The sequence below is a fragment of the Rhizobium sp. MHM7A genome, assembly GCF_005862215.1.
GTDB lineage: Bacteria > Pseudomonadota > Alphaproteobacteria > Rhizobiales > Rhizobiaceae > Rhizobium > Rhizobium bangladeshense.
Genome location: NZ_VCHT01000001.1, coordinates 1,210,656 through 1,224,649 on the forward strand (window position 1 = coordinate 1,210,656; position 13,994 = coordinate 1,224,649).

Sequence of the window (13,994 nt, forward strand, 5' to 3'; positions counted from 1 at the left end):
CCATGAAACTTACTATGATTGCGGCCTGCGACAGGGCCTGGGGCATCGGTCGCGCAAATTCGCTCGGGTGGCACGAGCCCGCCGATCTCGCTCACTTTAAGCAGCGGACCATGGGCCAGCACCTGATCATGGGCCGCCGCACCTTCGAAAGCTTGCCCACCACACTCAGAGGCCGGACAATCCATGTCCTGAGCCGCAGTGAGGATGGGAACGGGCTCAATATCCAGGCGGCAATTGAGGTCGGCCACGATAACGGCCTCTCTGAAATGTTGGTCGCAGGTGGCGGTGAAATCTATCGCCAACTGGAACCATTCTGCTCTCACGCGGAAATCACAAGAATTCCTGGTCAGTTCAACTGCGACACCTTCATGCCAAATCTCAGTGAGCTTGGCTGGCGGCTTTTTGCGGAAAAACTTCTAACCCCCACTCTCATCATCGAATTTTGGAGAAAAGTATGAGCAAACTCGACATTGAAGTTATCGTAATCGACCAACGTCTGCGGAACCTGCCCGGCCGCCATGGCACGGTAAACGGCGTACCCATGTTCAAGAGCGAGGGTGCCGGTGCCATGGACCTTTACGCCTGTATCGACAAGCCGATCATCCTGCAGCCGCAGCAGCAGGTGAAGCTCGACATGGGCTTCAAGATGTGGATCAAGGACCCACGTTACGCAGGTGTCGTCATGCCGCGCTCCTCGACCGGTTCGCTCGGCCTCGTCATGGGTAACACTGTCGGCTTTATCGACAGCGACTACCAGGGCGAACTGAAGTGTGTCGCATGGAACCGCCTGATGCCGACGATCAAGTACAAGGACGAAATCCTGTTCCAGGGCGGTGCACCGATCACCATCAATCCTGGCGACCGCATCGCTCAGATCGCGTTTATGCGGGTTGAACAGGCGCGGATTCTGGATGTCGAACAGTTCGCCGACACCACCGAACGAGGCGAGGGCGGTTTCGGCTCTACCGGCGGCGTCGTGCAGGTCTCAAAGTAAACGCTGATCTCCAGGCAGCGATGACAAAAGCGCTGTCATTTTTTCAACGGCCTCGATCTCGATTTGCCTTACTCGTTCGCGGGTAATGCCTAGATCGAGGCCTATCTCTTCCAGCGTATCCGGATATTCACTCAGACGACGTCGAGCAATGATATGACGTTCGCGATCCGTCAACTTCTCCATCCCCAGCGCAATCAGGGTTTTAGCATGTTGCCGGGACGAGACTGAGATGGCATTTTCTTCAGGGTTCGGCGAAGTGTCGACAAGGCGGGTCTGCTCGCTCTCACTGCCTTCCTCCTGCATGATGGGGGCATCCAGCTCAAGAACAGGTGAGACCGCATTCAACGCGGAAGCATGCTTCTTGCTGTCCAGACGGTTCATTTTGGCGTCGATGTAGAGCCGAGGTGGAATGGATATGGGGCTCATTGTTTTAGATGATGCGGCCGATATATGGGACCTGAGCCAATCACGAATGTAGGTGGAGAATTTAGTGCCGCGCGCGGGATCGTATTTATGAATGGCGCGACGCAGCCCGAAATAGGCTTCCTGTGCCAGTTCCTCGATGTCGGCCGGGTTCTTGCTATAATTCGCAGCCGTACTGAAACAGACGCGATAATAGGATTCGACGATGCGCGTTTCAGCAGCAAGGTCGTTGGTATCCTTCACTCTTTGTATGAGTTTAGCCTCTTCCTCGGGATCGAGCATCGGGCGAGAAAGAGCAGATGTGCGTGATATCGTCACCGCTCCTCCAGGATTTGGTTTCTCCTAAAAGTGAGCGGCGTGGGCTGAAAAAAGTCAAGAATAGGGCAATGGCAGAGATCGGCCGGGATTAATCTGCAGCTGGCCGAATTCTCCAGACTTGCTTCACGGTTTCCGCATCGAAGCGATGGTTAATGTCAAAGAAGAACACCTTCTTCTGCGCGACGATAGCCGGAATGATCCGAACCAAGTATCCATCGCGCAAGATGTAAAGATGCCCCTCAGGCTGCCCAACGTAAGGCTCATGAACACCCTTGATACGCTCTGCGAAGACAATTTCGTCCAGCGGAACTTCTTCAATGACCGAGCGAATATCAAGCATTTCTCAATCCTGCAGTGAACGTAAATTGGAGATTACCTTCATCGTATGCTGGATATATAGGGTGACGAGATCATCATGACTACCCTCATACGGATAGGTTGGATGCATTCCGATAACTTCTTTGAGCTGACCGTCCGTCGCAAGTTTTCCTACGCGTTGCAGGTGCTCAATGATCTTTTCGTCCGACAGGCCCTCAAATTTGTCGAGATCAATTGAGAGATCGGCATAGGAAATAATCGCTTTCGATTCAATTTCGTCGACTGCCTCCTCGATGACCTCACCCTTACTCACCTGGTAAGGGTTCGTCTCCTCTTCCTGGCTCTGTTTCAGGTAGTCCAGGAACCGGTTCAGAAACTCCTTGTTCTGCGGGTTGCTCTGTTGGCTGCTCATCTTGGCTCTCCTCGGTATTTGACTGCGTATAGGACGCCAGCTCATTTTCACGGATGATTTCGACGACGTCGCCTTCCGGATTGAACGAACCAGATGCGCGGTCTACTCGAATGGTGACCGATCCTTCAGGCAGCGTAAAGTCGGCAAATTCGATTGAACCCTGAGAACGGTCAAGGATGCGCCGAACAATCGGTGCAACGGTTTGTCCGCCAGCCGCTCCCTTGTGAAGAGGCGTGAAGTCGTCATTGCCAAGCCACGTGACAATCACGAATTTGGGTCCGTAGGCAGCAAGCCAGACGTCGCGCGAACTGTTTGTCGTGCCGGTCTTGGCGGCGATAGCGTGTGGGAAGTCCGAGAACGCCGTTCGAGCCGTTCCCGCATAGGTCACGCCTTCCAGGATCGATGAAAGCTGGGCGACGGCAATCGGGTCAAAGGATGCCTTGTCGGCGGTGGTGTTATGAAGGTCGCCAAAGAAGGCAGGGTTGACCGGGCGACCCCCATTGGCAATCGCGCTGTATGCTGTAGCTACATTCAACGGCGTGGTCTCGGCAGAACCCAGCGCCATCGCGTAGGTCATATTCGCGGGCATCTCCAGGCCGATGCTGCGCGCAACGTCCCCGATAGTATTCTCACCGATGTCGTAGAGCAGTCGCACGGTTGCCAGATTGCGAGACTTCTCCAACGCTTGTCGGAGCGTGATCAGGCCCAAACCCTTGTCTTTTTCCTGCGGACGCCAGTCACCCTTGCCGTTACCGGTATCGAGCGAAATAGGACTATCCAGCACCGGAGACATGGCATTGTAGCCCATCTGGAGCGCTGTCAGATATACGAATGGCTTGAACACCGAGCCGATCTGACGCTTTGCCTGTGTCGCGCGATTGAATTCGCTGCCCGCAGCACTGAAGCCGCCATCGAGGGCAAGCACAGCGCCTGTCTCAGGCTGCATGACGACGATGGCTCCTTGCGTCTTCGGGACCTGGACAATCTCCGGACCATCGCCGATATCGCCGACCAGAATGGCATCGCCGCGCTTGAAGACCGAGCTTGCCCCTCGCTTTCCGGTAACCCATGAGAAGCCCGTTTTCTCGACGGTCATGAAACCATCGCGCGTTTGAACTTTAAGATCACGGCCGACGTCTTCGATAATGCCAACGCGCCAATTCTCAGCGCCAGCGGGCTGGGCAAGCTCAGGTCGCTCCCAATCGACAGGGAAACTGACACCCCTCGCCAGATGCCCTCGATACCCTTTCAGACGATCTTCGATCACAAGCCCTCGACGAAGCTCTTCGTGTACGACTTTCTGCAATGAGGGAACGAGAGTGGTTTTGAGATCGCCGCCCTCCCCGTAAAACTGGTCAGAGCCGACCGAACCAACCTGCAGGCGACGAACGGTCTCTTCGGCGTAGGCATAGGCCGGATCGACTGGACCTGTTACTGCATCGGAGCGGCCAACAGTGGTGATCGGTCGGGTCTTCAGTCGGGCAACCTCTTCCAAAGGCAAGTAGCCGACCTTGCCCATACGGTCGAGAACGTAGTTGCGGCGACTAACCGCCTTCTTCATGTTCGAATATGGATTGGCGGCCGAAGGAGCCTGAGGCAGACCTGCCAGCACGGCAGCCTCTTCCGGAAGCAACTGATCCAGCGACTTTCCGAAATAGCATTTGGCAGCGGCCTGGACACCGTAACAGCCCGCGCCGAGATAGATTTCGTTGAGATAGATTTCCAGCACTCGGGCCTTGCCAATTTCCTTGTCGACCTTAAGCGCCAGCAAGGCTTCCTTAGCCTTACGATCAAACGTACGCTCGGACGACAGTATGAGGTTCTTCACGACCTGCTGCGTGATAGTCGAACCGCCGATGACACGACTGTCATCCTTGAAGTTCGAGACAAGGGCACGCACAACGGCGACCGGATCGACACCTTTGTGATGCCAGTAATTTGCATCTTCAGCTGCCAGGAAGGCGCTTATAACCAGAGGCGGGATTGACTCCAGCTGAACGAATTCGCGGTATTCCTTTGCATGGACCCCGAGAACGGTGCCATCGACGCCCAGAATACGGCTGCCTTCACGAGGCTGCCATCTGCCGACCGCCGCGATATTCGGGAGATCGGCGGAAAGAGTCCTGAGATAACTGACTGCACTACCGGCTACAGCAACGCCAACTACCACTGTCAGGATGGACACGCCTGACAGAATGGTTCGTGACAAGCTCATGATGCCTATTTTCCTTTAGGTCTGAACAGCGGCAGCAGCACGGAAGCAAGGCTATAAAGGAGTTTGGCATCCGGTGTCTCGCCGTTAACGGTGACAACGGCGTTTAGTGAATGAGTTTTCTGATAAAGAAGCAAGACCTCAACCGCATATTTTGCAAAAGGAGTTGACGATGCAAGCAGTCGCCAGCACTTAGGTGCAGCTGCCCGCGCAGCAGGGTGGAACGCTGCTCCTGCAGTGATCATTGCCACCTCGCAGCCTGACAACTCCCTTTTGAAAGCCGCAAATATCGGGTTCCCGGTACTCATTCCTTCAAGGTTCGGCGTCGACGCAAGGATTTTCTGCTGCCGATCTCTCATTTCCAGAACCGCATCTATGGCGATTTCCTCAGAGAGAGCAATGGGCTTCATTGCGAAGTCTGCGCCGTAGACTTTTGATCCGGCGATCATCAAAGAATTTGTAACAGCCAAAGTCTGGGCGCGTTCAACAGGGCTAAGGTCTCCCAAACGCTGGACAACAATCTTTGCTGTTTCATCCAGGGATTCTATAGCCAATTTCTTCTTAACAAAGGAAAACATCGTTCAAATTCCCGCGAGATTTTCTATTTTCCGCCGAAATTAATTGTTTCTCAATAGTTATTTCGCATCATGAGTTTGACACAAGGCGGAAAAGTTGACATATTTCCTTTAAGGGCTTAGTTGGAGGGGATATGAGTCCTAATGATGCATTCAGAGAACAACTATTAAATTGCCGTGAGGACTTGGAGCGTTTTGCGCTTGCCAGGACGCGGAATCCTGAGCTTGCCCAGGAGATCGTGACGGACACCGTCATTGAAGCGCTGAAAAACAGCAATAAATTCGAACTCGGGACGAAGATGAACCCGTGGCTTTTCACGATCATGGTCAATGTTCATAAGAACATGAAGCGGCGGAAGAAAGTCGCCGATGACTACGTGAACAGGATGACTGCCGTTCACCCAAGGACATATTCCGAAGCCGACGCACTTGATCATATGCGGATACGAACCGTGGGCGAGGCAATCGAGACCTTGCCGGTTGAGCAAAAATCAGCGTTTTACCTTGCCATCGAAGGCTATAGCTACGAAGAAATAGGAAAAGTGCTTGATTGTGGCGTCGGAGCTGTTAAAAGTCGTGTGATGAGGGCACGTCAAGCTGTCGCTGAGGCACTGGATGCCGATCCGGTCGGACGCCCGAAATTCGCAAAGGAAATGTAATGCGCGTTGTGATGAAGCTTAAACGAAAATCCATGCACCGGGTGAAAACCAGGTAAGGATTTCTGTTGCGCTCTCACAAGTAGGCCTCGGAAATTCTGAGGCCTTTTTTTATGCCCGGTGCCGAAATCAAAACGAAAACGTGGAGATGTCTGGCTTTGGGTAAACTCCCAGATCGGAGACCTATTGCGTAACTCCTAAGTCATTGAAAATAAATAAAAAAAGGCAAAATAGTTATTGACGACCGAAAGATCGTTTGCTAGATTAGAAACATAACGAGCTTGGTGATGAATGCTTAGCTCAGCCGGTAGAGCAGCTGACTTTTAATCAGCAGGTCGTGGGTTCGAACCCCACAGCATTCACCATCTGGCTCGTTATAAAGTGGGTGATTAGCTCAGTTGGTAGCAGCATCTGGCTCTTAACCAGAGGGTCCACGGTTCGAGCCCGTGATCACCCACCACACATTTCCTTGGTTTCGGGGGTGTAGCTCAGAGGAAGAGCGTCCGCCTTTTAAGCGGAGGGTCGAGATGTCGCAATTCTCCGCCCCTACCAAACCAACTCAATCGTCACGTCTAAGTCAGGTATCAGGCTTCTCCAAAGTCAGGAAATCTTTGGCGTCACGTTCGGCAATCACATCCCAGGAACCATTGAAGGCTCCTCCTCATCGCAGTCAGGCTTGTATAGCTCCTCCAGGTGTTCAGCAAACCGGGCATTGGCAGTTTGCGGGTCTGGCATGATATCGAGATCATCAGGGGCAAACATTCGAAGGTTCGGTACAATCCGACAGTCAGCGACCGCAATCGCCGAGAGCTTCGTGAGAGAATCGCGCCAATCAACGGGAAGATAATCCGGATTGCGATCCCAGTCGTAATCCCAGGTGTTGTAGTCCGGTATGAGCCTTCCTGTTTCCGAAAGATCGGATGCGCGAGCAGCGAAGATCACGGGAAAGCCGTTGTACCCGCTATTTGACTTCTTCTCAGCAAAGTTTCGAGCCATATCCATCGTTGAAGCCCAAAAGACGCAATCCTGCACCTTCCCATGGCCGTTCCCTCGCTCGAAATCCGGGACGAAGACGTATGACGTTCGAGGATTGAAACCGCTTTCGGCAATGACCCTGGCGTTCCGCTGACTGGTGCCGTGGAACAGCCAGGGGTCGTGCGTCGACGCACTGCGCTGCAGGGAAAGTATCTCTGACAGCCCGTCATGCCAGCGCAGGACTTGTTTATCATTCATGAGGTAATCGACAGGCGTGAGAAGCATGGCTTACATTCCTGGTGCTGAGCTGTTATCGGCGTCCAGTTTCGAGGTGTACAAGGGGGCGAATTCTCTCAGCCAGGTCGACACTCTTTCTCTACACGTCTTCATCGACTCGCGGAAGTCGTAACTCTCGATGAAGCTGGAGTCGTGCTTGTAGATGCCCCTGCGCCCCTTCACGTCGGCAGCTTCAGCGTTGATGTCGACAATTTCGCCATCAACCAGATTGTAGACATGGTTCCAGTTACCGCCAATGTCCGCACCGAAGACGACGCTTCCGAACAGGGCGCTGAATTTGCAGGAATCCGTCAAATCCGTCGGCGGTTCCTTGTCTAACTCGGCGGCCCTCTGACGCCACTTTTCAAGAAGGAATTCGCGCACCATAGTCAGGTTTTCTGGCGACGGCTCGATTCCGTCTCCGAATTCTTCAAAGTACCGGTGGAAAAAGTCTTCTTGGGAAAGGTAAGTCGGCAACGGGCTTCGCTCCTGGATCGTGCGGTGCCAACTATCACATGAGTTCTTGTAAGAGACCTCAGTCAAAAGAATTTGGTCTACGAGGCCTGGCCGTATGTCGAGTTCTCGATTTCATTTAGCAGGGCGTCTAAATCCTCAGGAGACATCTCACTGATCGAAACGGAGGACCTGTGAGAATGGTATCTGGACTGCGGTGGCAAATGCTGCAGTATCGTTTCCGCAAGCATATGACCTGTCTCGAAAGATGATTTGGGATGCCTGATCAAAACACTGAACAGCGATTCAGCATCTGTTCGAGATGTTTTCGCATCGTCATAACCAGCCTGCTTTGCCGCGACAGTTAGCGTGTCGACATCCAAACCGACCGGCAACTCGATTATGATTTCAAACAGGGCCATCCTGATTTCTCTCCGTCTATGCTGCTACGTCGACAAAAAATGCCCGGTGATGGCTGAAAGAACCATGCCGCACACCCAGGATTACATCATGGCAACAGTTCAGCCGCAAACACCACCTACGGCCTTATCTTCGAGGGATTGAGCAGCGCCTCGTCAATCGGGAGGCTGTGACTGGTGACCATCTCACGAATTTCATCGATATAGTCATGGTCGCCGGAGCGCAGCACCCTTTTCAGCTCCGACATATACTTGATGTCCCAGTGCAGATCGAACTCTCGGGGAAGACGCGGGTCTCTTGCGTTCGGAAAATCAGCCAGGTCAGAGCGAAGTTTCCAGTCCGCCATATCGTCTTCGAAAATCCTGCCACGAGGCTCGTCAGTATCGAAGTAGTAAGCCACCATCCGGGTGGAGCCGCTCCAGCCGTATGTCCGGGCAATCCTGCCATCAGGCAACTCGTAAAAAGCGCCGATAACGGCATCAACTGTCTTGTCTGTCATCGTCATCTCTCAATCCTTACATGCCAGGAACTGCTGACGCGTTCAAATCATCCGAAAATGCCTCAATGACGGCCGGGCTTAAAGGCAAGTCCGCGTAATATGTGGTGCCGGTGATCTCGAAGCCGATATCAACAGGGCTATCCGGATTGCCATTGCTGGCGACAAGGATTTCATAACCGGCTTCGGACAGGCCGTCAGGCAACCAGTGATCGTCACCCCAGCAGGCGAAATAACGACGACGGGCCTCCGTGATGAAAGCGGTCTCGTCCGTGATCCGGAGATGGAAATCGATCTCGTAAGCCTTTTCATCGGCACCCTTGGTCACCGCTGAACTGACGATCTCAAACCCTGTATCAACAGGAGCCTTTTCGGCATTGATTACGACGACATCGACAATCTCGGCAATGTCATCGGCAGCGCCTTCATAACCACGCTCCTGCGCGGCTTCGAGCAAATCATCGGGATTGGCGACATCAATTTTGACGACGAAACGAACTTCAGACATAGGGAAACCTCAAGCAATCTTTGGCTCGACTGTGGGCCCCGGGCTCGATTAGATCAAATGCGGAAAATGAAGATGGGCAGGGGTCGAAACCCTGCCCATATCGATATCGTCCCATCAGGAACGCCACTGGCTGGAGCGATGCTCCTTCCAGCTATGGCCACGACGGCTACGGCCGTGATGAAACCAGATCGCGCTCTGAAGGGTCTTGGGCGCGCGCTTGGCGCGAACCTTTACCTCCAGATCAGGATAGTCATCATCTTCGAGAACGACCTGATTAGAGATCATTTCCGAACGAAGATGCGGATGCTTGCGCTTGTGGCGACGGCGCTTAAAGACGCCGGGCACCGGACCATCGCGGAACTCGTAGCGACGGTAGCGGTAACGAGCGGCCCATACCTCACGGTGACGGACAGCACGCTCGCGCTCATAGTCGGCACAAAGCTCCACCAGACGCCAGCCAGGAATGCGAACGCCATCGGCGTCACGAACCTCGACAAGCACGGGAACAGTGAAGATACGATCCCCGAAGTGCAAACGCGGCAGCGAGACGTGAAGGCTGTGCGGACGCAGATCACAACGGAACGTGTCGCTCCAACCAAAACCAGTGATGTTCAGACGCTGAAAGAAGTGACTCAGCGAGCTGAACTCGGCCCCAGAAGGGAGGCCTGCGCACGAAACACCCTCATATACGATGCTGACAGCGTCGGTGAGGGAAATAGTCTTACTCATTTTTGGCTCCATTAACGTGAGTAACGTTAATCGAAGCCAGCCTTGAACCTGTTCATCTCAGTTCTCCTTGAACGATCAATAGATATCACATGCGGAAACTGTGTCAACATAGATAGCGTTGAATCTAAAAGAATTCCTTGCTCTGCCAGTGCGCCGTGAATTCTAATGGAGGCCTGTAAAACATGGTGAAACCTCAATGACAGATATGCCTTCTTTCAAAGAATACATCGGTCGCCCCGTCAAAGAAGTCGTCGAGGAACTCTCGAAAAAGTTCCCCGAGCATGCAGGGTGAAATCCGGACGGACTGGTTTACCACCACAGACTACCGCCTGGACCGTATCAGTGTCTATTTCCACCCGGCAAGTGATGCGGTCTCAGAAGTAGTAATCGGTTGAACGATCCTATTCCCGGGGCGCGGAAAGCGGGATTGCCTCAACACTCTTGATCGGCTTCTGCGCGAGTTTCAGAAGAAGCTCGCGCAATCCGCTTTGATCATAGCCATTTTGCAAGGCCAGCCCCTCGTTACGTATCAAGACACCGGTCTCCGCCTCCTGATATGAATAGGAACTTTTACCTTCCGTCGTCGCAATGGTGAGGAGCGCAGCATCCGTTTGGATCGAGATGCGATTGAACGGGTGCTGGTCGAAAAACTTATCGATATGGCGGTAGATGTCGTGGTGCCGGAAAATCGCGTTGGAGATAATGACCGACTGCGCGTCTGGATGCATAGGAAAGGGAACGGCTTCTTCCTGTTCTTCAGACATGAGCCAGGCAATACAAGCCCGCCATATTGCAGCGACAAGGAGTTCGTAACGCTCTTCTTCTGTGAAAGCTCCGTCCCGGGAATAATTCGGGACATAGGGGACCTTCGACCAGTCCATGACATCCGAAAAATCGAGAAAGGACGCGACCGAAAGGTCAGTGCGAGCGGCAACGTTGGCCGCGTAATAAGGAAGCCGAAGAGGAGCGACCATCATGATGCCCCGGTCGAGATTGTACCAGTCGACCGTATGCCCCTTGAAAGGCTCCGTAAGACACCGACTGTGCTGAATATGCTCCTCGGTACAATCGGCCTTCGTATCGGGGTAACCGGACGCGGGGCAGTGGTCGGGGATAAAGTAGACAAGGTCTTCACCAGCCTGGTTCGCCCGGCCGTTGCGAGCCCGCGACGTAAGCCAGCTTTCAATACCAAGCAAGCAGTTGGACCAGGTGTCGGCGATGACCGCGAGACAATACGCTGTCTGCATACCAAAGCGCGAGACGAGATCGGGGTGAGGGTAAATATTCTCGCCGCTTGAGCCATAGTCAGCTTCATAGGAGGCAAGGTAATCGATGACCGCATCGCCCGGACGGAAAACGTTCGTGGCTTTAGCGGCGGCCAGCACCATGCCGAGAGACGGCACAAGCGGGACCTTCAGGAATTGTGAGTTAGGAGTTTTGAGCGCGCACTCGCGCAGATCGGAATAAATGCTCATATCGGCATCCTTGATTAGAGTTGATCGGAAAACAGAAGGTCAACGATCAACGGGGGAGGCCGAGGCAATAGGCTGAAGAAGTGACCGGAAATCCCGGAGCGGACGACCCGTATGGAAGAGCTAGACGAGAACGATTGGCTTCATGGCAGAATTCCTTTGCGAATGGACAACAGACTGGATTGTCCAGTCATATGCGCTATCTTGATGATGGTGATTTCCTTAAACGAAGTAAAGCCGACGATGACCGAGATCGTATTCAAGACGCCCGTAACTCATCTCACTCTGGTGGATGGTTTCTGCATGCCTAAAATCGTCAATCCACGGAGTTCGGGCCAGTACGTTGCCCTGCGCCTGGTGAAGGAAGACGAGGCGAAAACCTATTTCGGGATCATCCTTGGGGATATGAACGCTGGTGTCGGGGTCAACCATGTGCCGGATTCAGGCAAGGCCGAGCTTAAAGGAATGATCGGCAATCCAGCAATCTTCGTTCCGTCACTCAAGCAGATCATCTATGGCGTCGAGTGCTGGTGGAGACTGATCGTATCCGAGGAACAGCTTGCGACAATCACCGACGGCGACCTCAATAAGTGGGCGGATAAGGCACGCGAGCAGATCGTCGCCTTCGCACCCATCCTGGCGAAATACGCCAAGGAAGATGCTGTCAGAAAGGCGGAACAGCAAAACATAGAACCGTCCCAGCAAAAGATGCCATCCTGGTTTGAAGATATGACCTGACGGCAAGGTCAGGTTAGGCTCAGTCAACCGATTGCCTCTTGCAGCGCCAGCACCTTCCATAGTCAAGAGAACGATTATCGAAGGGTGTCCTCCATGGCCTTCAAAGCAAGCGGCGTCAAAAGCGCAGATTCAACCGAGCATATTCAGTCTGTTCAAGGCTTGGCCAGGGGCGAACCCCTCCTTGTCACGGTTGAATCCATCGTCGACGACAAGACGATCAAGGCGAAGCTGATCATCGACGGGCTCGGCACCAAAGAGGGCACGAGCGTGACTGTCGAGCAGGCCATCGCTTCGCCAAACTTCCGCTCATTGGCAAACGCCATCACCGGATCGGATCGGGTCGCACCTCTACGTCCAGGCGACGTTGTTTGCTTCGACAAGGCATATGTGAACAAGGGCAGGGCAGCTGTCGGGATCGTCACGGCTAGGACCCACGACAAGATGCGCGGTCACGTCCAGGCCATCACCTGCATGGCAAAGGTTTCTCGGGCTTCCGTATCAACAAAGGGTGCGACGCAGTTCGTCTCCATCATCAATCCTGCCGAGGCCATGATCGCCGAAAACCTTGACCACGTGAAACGGGCTTTCGAGATCGTGAGCGCCAAGCAGTGGCCGGGCGGCGAGCCGGGCTTCATCATCCGACAGAACGGCGGTGGTGGGATCACCTGGACACTAAAGAAGGGTGAAAAGTTCCAGGCTCTGCTTGAAGACCTTGAGCACAATGAAGTGTTTGATGACGGAGCAAAGATCGAACTGATCCCTGCCTGGAGCCTGCCGACCGGTCACGACCAGATTTCTCTGGATGTCGACACTCGCAGGGAAACCGGACCCGTCTTCGGCCCTGTCTCGACGCTCTTCCAAACCGATCTTCGCAAAGGCCTGACGGGTTATGTACCGTCTTTGGCCATTATCGGCGAAGAAGAGGAATTTGCTTTTGGCGGGCCGACCGGAAAGGTCATCCGCGCCGTTTCCGGAATTCAGCCCTGTTTCCGCAGGCAGGCGGTCGATGCCATGCGCGTGCCGAGCAGGGTTCGGGCCTTCAACGGCGCGCCGAACGGTATCCGACCATTATGGAACGATGAACAGATCGCCAAGATGGCGGCCGAGCGCGTCGAACGTCGCGGTCCCGATCCAGAAGTTCGCAAGCCTGCGGCGTCCGAACATGCCAAGAACTCAGCTCACGCGGCGCGGCATGATGTCGATCAGGAAGAACGTCGGCCAAACAAGACGTTTGGAATGGGAAGACGCTGATGAAAACCATAGCCTTCCCGGTCGTCGCTCACATCGGCACGATGGATCGATCCCTGAAGGACAAGGGATCGTATGAGGGCGCGTGCCTTTCCGTCTCCATCCATCCCGGCGCTTGGAGTTCAATCGCAAGGCTTGGTGGCGACGGTTTCGTGCTGAGCCGTGTGGACGGTGAGCCTGTGACATTCGTCAACGCCACCAGGCTCTCGCGTGACGAGAAGGCCGCTATTGTCGACTGGGGCAAGCAGGAAGGGCTTCTCGTTGATCGTGAGGTCTATATCGCGTCCTATTACGACATCGAAGACGAAGCCACCCGCAAGATCGAATGTTCGACACGGGAAGAAGCTCTGGCCGAGGTCGAAGACCAGCCGCGCAAACGTGTCCAGGGCCCGAAGCTCGTTCTGGGCGCTACGGAAAAGCTGCTGACCATGTCCGATCAGCCGATTAGTAGGCACGAAATCTCATCCGATTTCGCATATGACCTTGTCCTACTTGCCTATGTCGAGAAGAACCTTCGCGTCGACGGCGTATGGTGGGATGAGACGCTTAACGTTGAAACCCTGTCAGCGCCCCGGGGCGCGATTTTCCAGGACCGTCTGGATGCCTTCGAAAAACATCCGATGGACTTCAGCCACATGTATGAAGAAGACGATCTCAACGACGAAGAGTTGGAACTGGGTAGCGCACCAACCTTTTAGTTCGGCGTCCGACAAGAGATCAAAATTGAACTCTTCTCGGCAAATTTATCTCGTTGCATTGTAAAAAGGGGCC

At 54.0% G+C, this 13,994-nt stretch carries 18 protein-coding genes and 3 tRNA genes; 9 read left to right on the forward strand and 12 right to left on the reverse strand.

Annotation, left to right across the window (positions count from 1 at the left end; translation table 11 throughout):
* The first annotated feature begins 2 nt into the window (after positions 1-2).
* Positions 3-458 carry a dihydrofolate reductase gene (locus FFR93_RS06975; protein WP_138392622.1) on the forward strand — a complete coding sequence of 152 codons (456 nt, stop codon included), beginning with the start codon at positions 3-5 and terminating at the stop codon, positions 456-458.
* Positions 455-994 carry a dUTP diphosphatase gene (gene dut / locus FFR93_RS06980; RefSeq protein WP_138392623.1) on the forward strand — a complete coding sequence of 180 codons (540 nt, stop codon included), beginning with the start codon at positions 455-457 and terminating at the stop codon, positions 992-994. The genes FFR93_RS06975 and dut overlap by 4 nt, the downstream gene beginning before the upstream one ends.
* Here the strand turns inward: dut and FFR93_RS06985 are convergent.
* The 5 genes from FFR93_RS06985 to FFR93_RS07005 form a co-directional block, all read right to left on the reverse strand.
* Positions 986-1,735, reverse strand: a complete 750-nt coding sequence (locus FFR93_RS06985) for a sigma-70 family RNA polymerase sigma factor (protein WP_138392624.1) — start codon at positions 1,733-1,735, stop codon at positions 986-988. The two genes, dut and FFR93_RS06985, sit on opposite strands and share 9 nt — an antisense overlap.
* Positions 1,736-1,823: 88 nt before the next feature.
* Entirely contained in the window at positions 1,824-2,075 is a 252-nt protein-coding gene (locus tag FFR93_RS06990; protein ID WP_138392625.1) for a hypothetical protein, read from the reverse strand.
* 3 nt (positions 2,076-2,078) lie between these two features.
* Positions 2,079-2,366 (reverse strand): hypothetical protein, encoded by a 288-nt coding sequence (locus FFR93_RS06995; protein ID WP_171049124.1) that lies wholly within the window; start codon positions 2,364-2,366, stop codon positions 2,079-2,081.
* Positions 2,359-4,680: a transglycosylase domain-containing protein gene (locus tag FFR93_RS07000; protein WP_138392627.1), complete on the reverse strand. Its 2,322-nt coding sequence runs from the start codon at positions 4,678-4,680 to the stop codon at positions 2,359-2,361. Before FFR93_RS07000 ends, FFR93_RS06995 begins: the two co-directional genes overlap by 8 nt.
* Before the next feature lie 5 nt (positions 4,681-4,685).
* Positions 4,686-5,255, reverse strand: a complete 570-nt coding sequence (locus tag FFR93_RS07005; protein ID WP_138392628.1) for a hypothetical protein — start codon at positions 5,253-5,255, stop codon at positions 4,686-4,688.
* Between the two features lie 131 nt (positions 5,256-5,386).
* On the opposite strand from FFR93_RS07005, the gene FFR93_RS07010 reads away from it, so the two are divergent.
* The 4 genes from FFR93_RS07010 (at position 5,387) to FFR93_RS07025 (ending at position 6,460) form a co-directional block, all read left to right on the forward strand.
* Entirely contained in the window at positions 5,387-5,911 is a 525-nt protein-coding gene (locus tag FFR93_RS07010) for a sigma-70 family RNA polymerase sigma factor (protein ID WP_138392629.1), read from the forward strand.
* 286 nt (positions 5,912-6,197) lie between these two features.
* Positions 6,198-6,273 (forward strand) — tRNA-Lys (locus FFR93_RS07015).
* An 18-nt stretch (positions 6,274-6,291) separates the two neighbouring features.
* Positions 6,292-6,368: transfer RNA gene (locus FFR93_RS07020), tRNA-Lys, on the forward strand.
* Between the two features lie 17 nt (positions 6,369-6,385).
* A tRNA-Lys gene (locus FFR93_RS07025) sits at positions 6,386-6,460 on the forward strand.
* Positions 6,461-6,538: 78 nt separating this feature from the next.
* On the opposite strand, the gene FFR93_RS07030 is transcribed toward FFR93_RS07025, so the two are convergent.
* From FFR93_RS07030 to FFR93_RS07060, 7 genes are all read right to left on the reverse strand, one after another.
* Positions 6,539-7,168, reverse strand: coding sequence for a hypothetical protein (locus tag FFR93_RS07030; protein WP_138392630.1), 630 nt, complete (start codon positions 7,166-7,168; stop codon positions 6,539-6,541).
* Between the two features lie 3 nt (positions 7,169-7,171).
* Positions 7,172-7,636, reverse strand: a complete 465-nt coding sequence (locus FFR93_RS07035) for a hypothetical protein (protein WP_138392631.1) — start codon at positions 7,634-7,636, stop codon at positions 7,172-7,174.
* A gap of 77 nt (positions 7,637-7,713) precedes the next feature.
* Positions 7,714-8,034 (reverse strand): hypothetical protein, encoded by a 321-nt coding sequence (locus tag FFR93_RS07040; protein ID WP_138392632.1) that lies wholly within the window; start codon positions 8,032-8,034, stop codon positions 7,714-7,716.
* A gap of 116 nt (positions 8,035-8,150) precedes the next feature.
* A complete protein-coding gene (locus FFR93_RS07045; RefSeq protein WP_138392633.1) occupies positions 8,151-8,537 on the reverse strand; it encodes a hypothetical protein in 387 nt (128 codons plus the stop codon).
* 10 nt (positions 8,538-8,547) lie between these two features.
* On the reverse strand, positions 8,548-9,036 hold the full coding sequence (locus tag FFR93_RS07050; protein WP_138392634.1) for a hypothetical protein: 489 nt from the start codon (positions 9,034-9,036) through the stop codon (positions 8,548-8,550).
* 114 nt (positions 9,037-9,150) lie between these two features.
* Positions 9,151-9,765 carry a hypothetical protein gene (locus FFR93_RS07055; protein WP_138392635.1) on the reverse strand — a complete coding sequence of 205 codons (615 nt, stop codon included), beginning with the start codon at positions 9,763-9,765 and terminating at the stop codon, positions 9,151-9,153.
* Positions 9,766-10,166: 401 nt separating this feature from the next.
* The gene (locus FFR93_RS07060; RefSeq protein ID WP_138392636.1) at positions 10,167-11,240 is read right to left on the reverse strand and encodes a hypothetical protein; all 1,074 of its coding nucleotides are present in this window, start codon (positions 11,238-11,240) and stop codon (positions 10,167-10,169) included.
* A 111-nt stretch (positions 11,241-11,351) separates the two neighbouring features.
* Between FFR93_RS07060 and FFR93_RS07065 the strand changes: the two genes are divergently transcribed.
* The 3 genes from FFR93_RS07065 (at position 11,352) to FFR93_RS07075 (ending at position 13,921) form a co-directional block, all read left to right on the forward strand.
* A complete protein-coding gene (locus FFR93_RS07065; protein WP_138392637.1) occupies positions 11,352-11,975 on the forward strand; it encodes a hypothetical protein in 624 nt (207 codons plus the stop codon).
* Between the two features lie 93 nt (positions 11,976-12,068).
* Positions 12,069-13,226 carry a hypothetical protein gene (locus FFR93_RS07070; protein ID WP_138392638.1) on the forward strand — a complete coding sequence of 386 codons (1,158 nt, stop codon included), beginning with the start codon at positions 12,069-12,071 and terminating at the stop codon, positions 13,224-13,226.
* Positions 13,226-13,921 carry a hypothetical protein gene (locus FFR93_RS07075; RefSeq protein ID WP_138392639.1) on the forward strand — a complete coding sequence of 232 codons (696 nt, stop codon included), beginning with the start codon at positions 13,226-13,228 and terminating at the stop codon, positions 13,919-13,921. Before FFR93_RS07070 ends, FFR93_RS07075 begins: the two co-directional genes overlap by 1 nt.
* The last annotated feature ends 73 nt before the right edge of the window (positions 13,922-13,994 follow it).

Bases quoted from the DNA above. Each gene is read 5' to 3' on its own strand.
- FFR93_RS06975 (WP_138392622.1), top strand. From the start codon at position 3: ATGAAACTTACTATGATTGCGGCCTGCGACAGGGCCTGGGGCATCGGT.
- dut (WP_138392623.1), top strand. From the start codon at position 455: ATGAGCAAACTCGACATTGAAGTTATCGTAATCGACCAACGTCTGCGG.
- FFR93_RS06990 (WP_138392625.1), bottom strand. From the start codon at position 2,075: ATGCTTGATATTCGCTCGGTCATTGAAGAAGTTCCGCTGGACGAAATT.
- FFR93_RS07000 (WP_138392627.1), bottom strand. From the start codon at position 4,680: ATGAGCTTGTCACGAACCATTCTGTCAGGCGTGTCCATCCTGACAGTG.
- FFR93_RS07005 (WP_138392628.1), bottom strand. From the start codon at position 5,255: ATGTTTTCCTTTGTTAAGAAGAAATTGGCTATAGAATCCCTGGATGAA.
- FFR93_RS07010 (WP_138392629.1), top strand. From the start codon at position 5,387: ATGAGTCCTAATGATGCATTCAGAGAACAACTATTAAATTGCCGTGAG.
- FFR93_RS07030 (WP_138392630.1), bottom strand. From the start codon at position 7,168: ATGCTTCTCACGCCTGTCGATTACCTCATGAATGATAAACAAGTCCTG.
- FFR93_RS07040 (WP_138392632.1), bottom strand. From the start codon at position 8,034: ATGGCCCTGTTTGAAATCATAATCGAGTTGCCGGTCGGTTTGGATGTC.
- FFR93_RS07045 (WP_138392633.1), bottom strand. From the start codon at position 8,537: ATGACGATGACAGACAAGACAGTTGATGCCGTTATCGGCGCTTTTTAC.
- FFR93_RS07050 (WP_138392634.1), bottom strand. From the start codon at position 9,036: ATGTCTGAAGTTCGTTTCGTCGTCAAAATTGATGTCGCCAATCCCGAT.
- FFR93_RS07055 (WP_138392635.1), bottom strand. From the start codon at position 9,765: ATGAGTAAGACTATTTCCCTCACCGACGCTGTCAGCATCGTATATGAG.
- FFR93_RS07060 (WP_138392636.1), bottom strand. From the start codon at position 11,240: ATGAGCATTTATTCCGATCTGCGCGAGTGCGCGCTCAAAACTCCTAAC.
- FFR93_RS07065 (WP_138392637.1), top strand. From the start codon at position 11,352: ATGGAAGAGCTAGACGAGAACGATTGGCTTCATGGCAGAATTCCTTTG.
- FFR93_RS07070 (WP_138392638.1), top strand. From the start codon at position 12,069: ATGGCCTTCAAAGCAAGCGGCGTCAAAAGCGCAGATTCAACCGAGCAT.
- FFR93_RS07075 (WP_138392639.1), top strand. From the start codon at position 13,226: ATGAAAACCATAGCCTTCCCGGTCGTCGCTCACATCGGCACGATGGAT.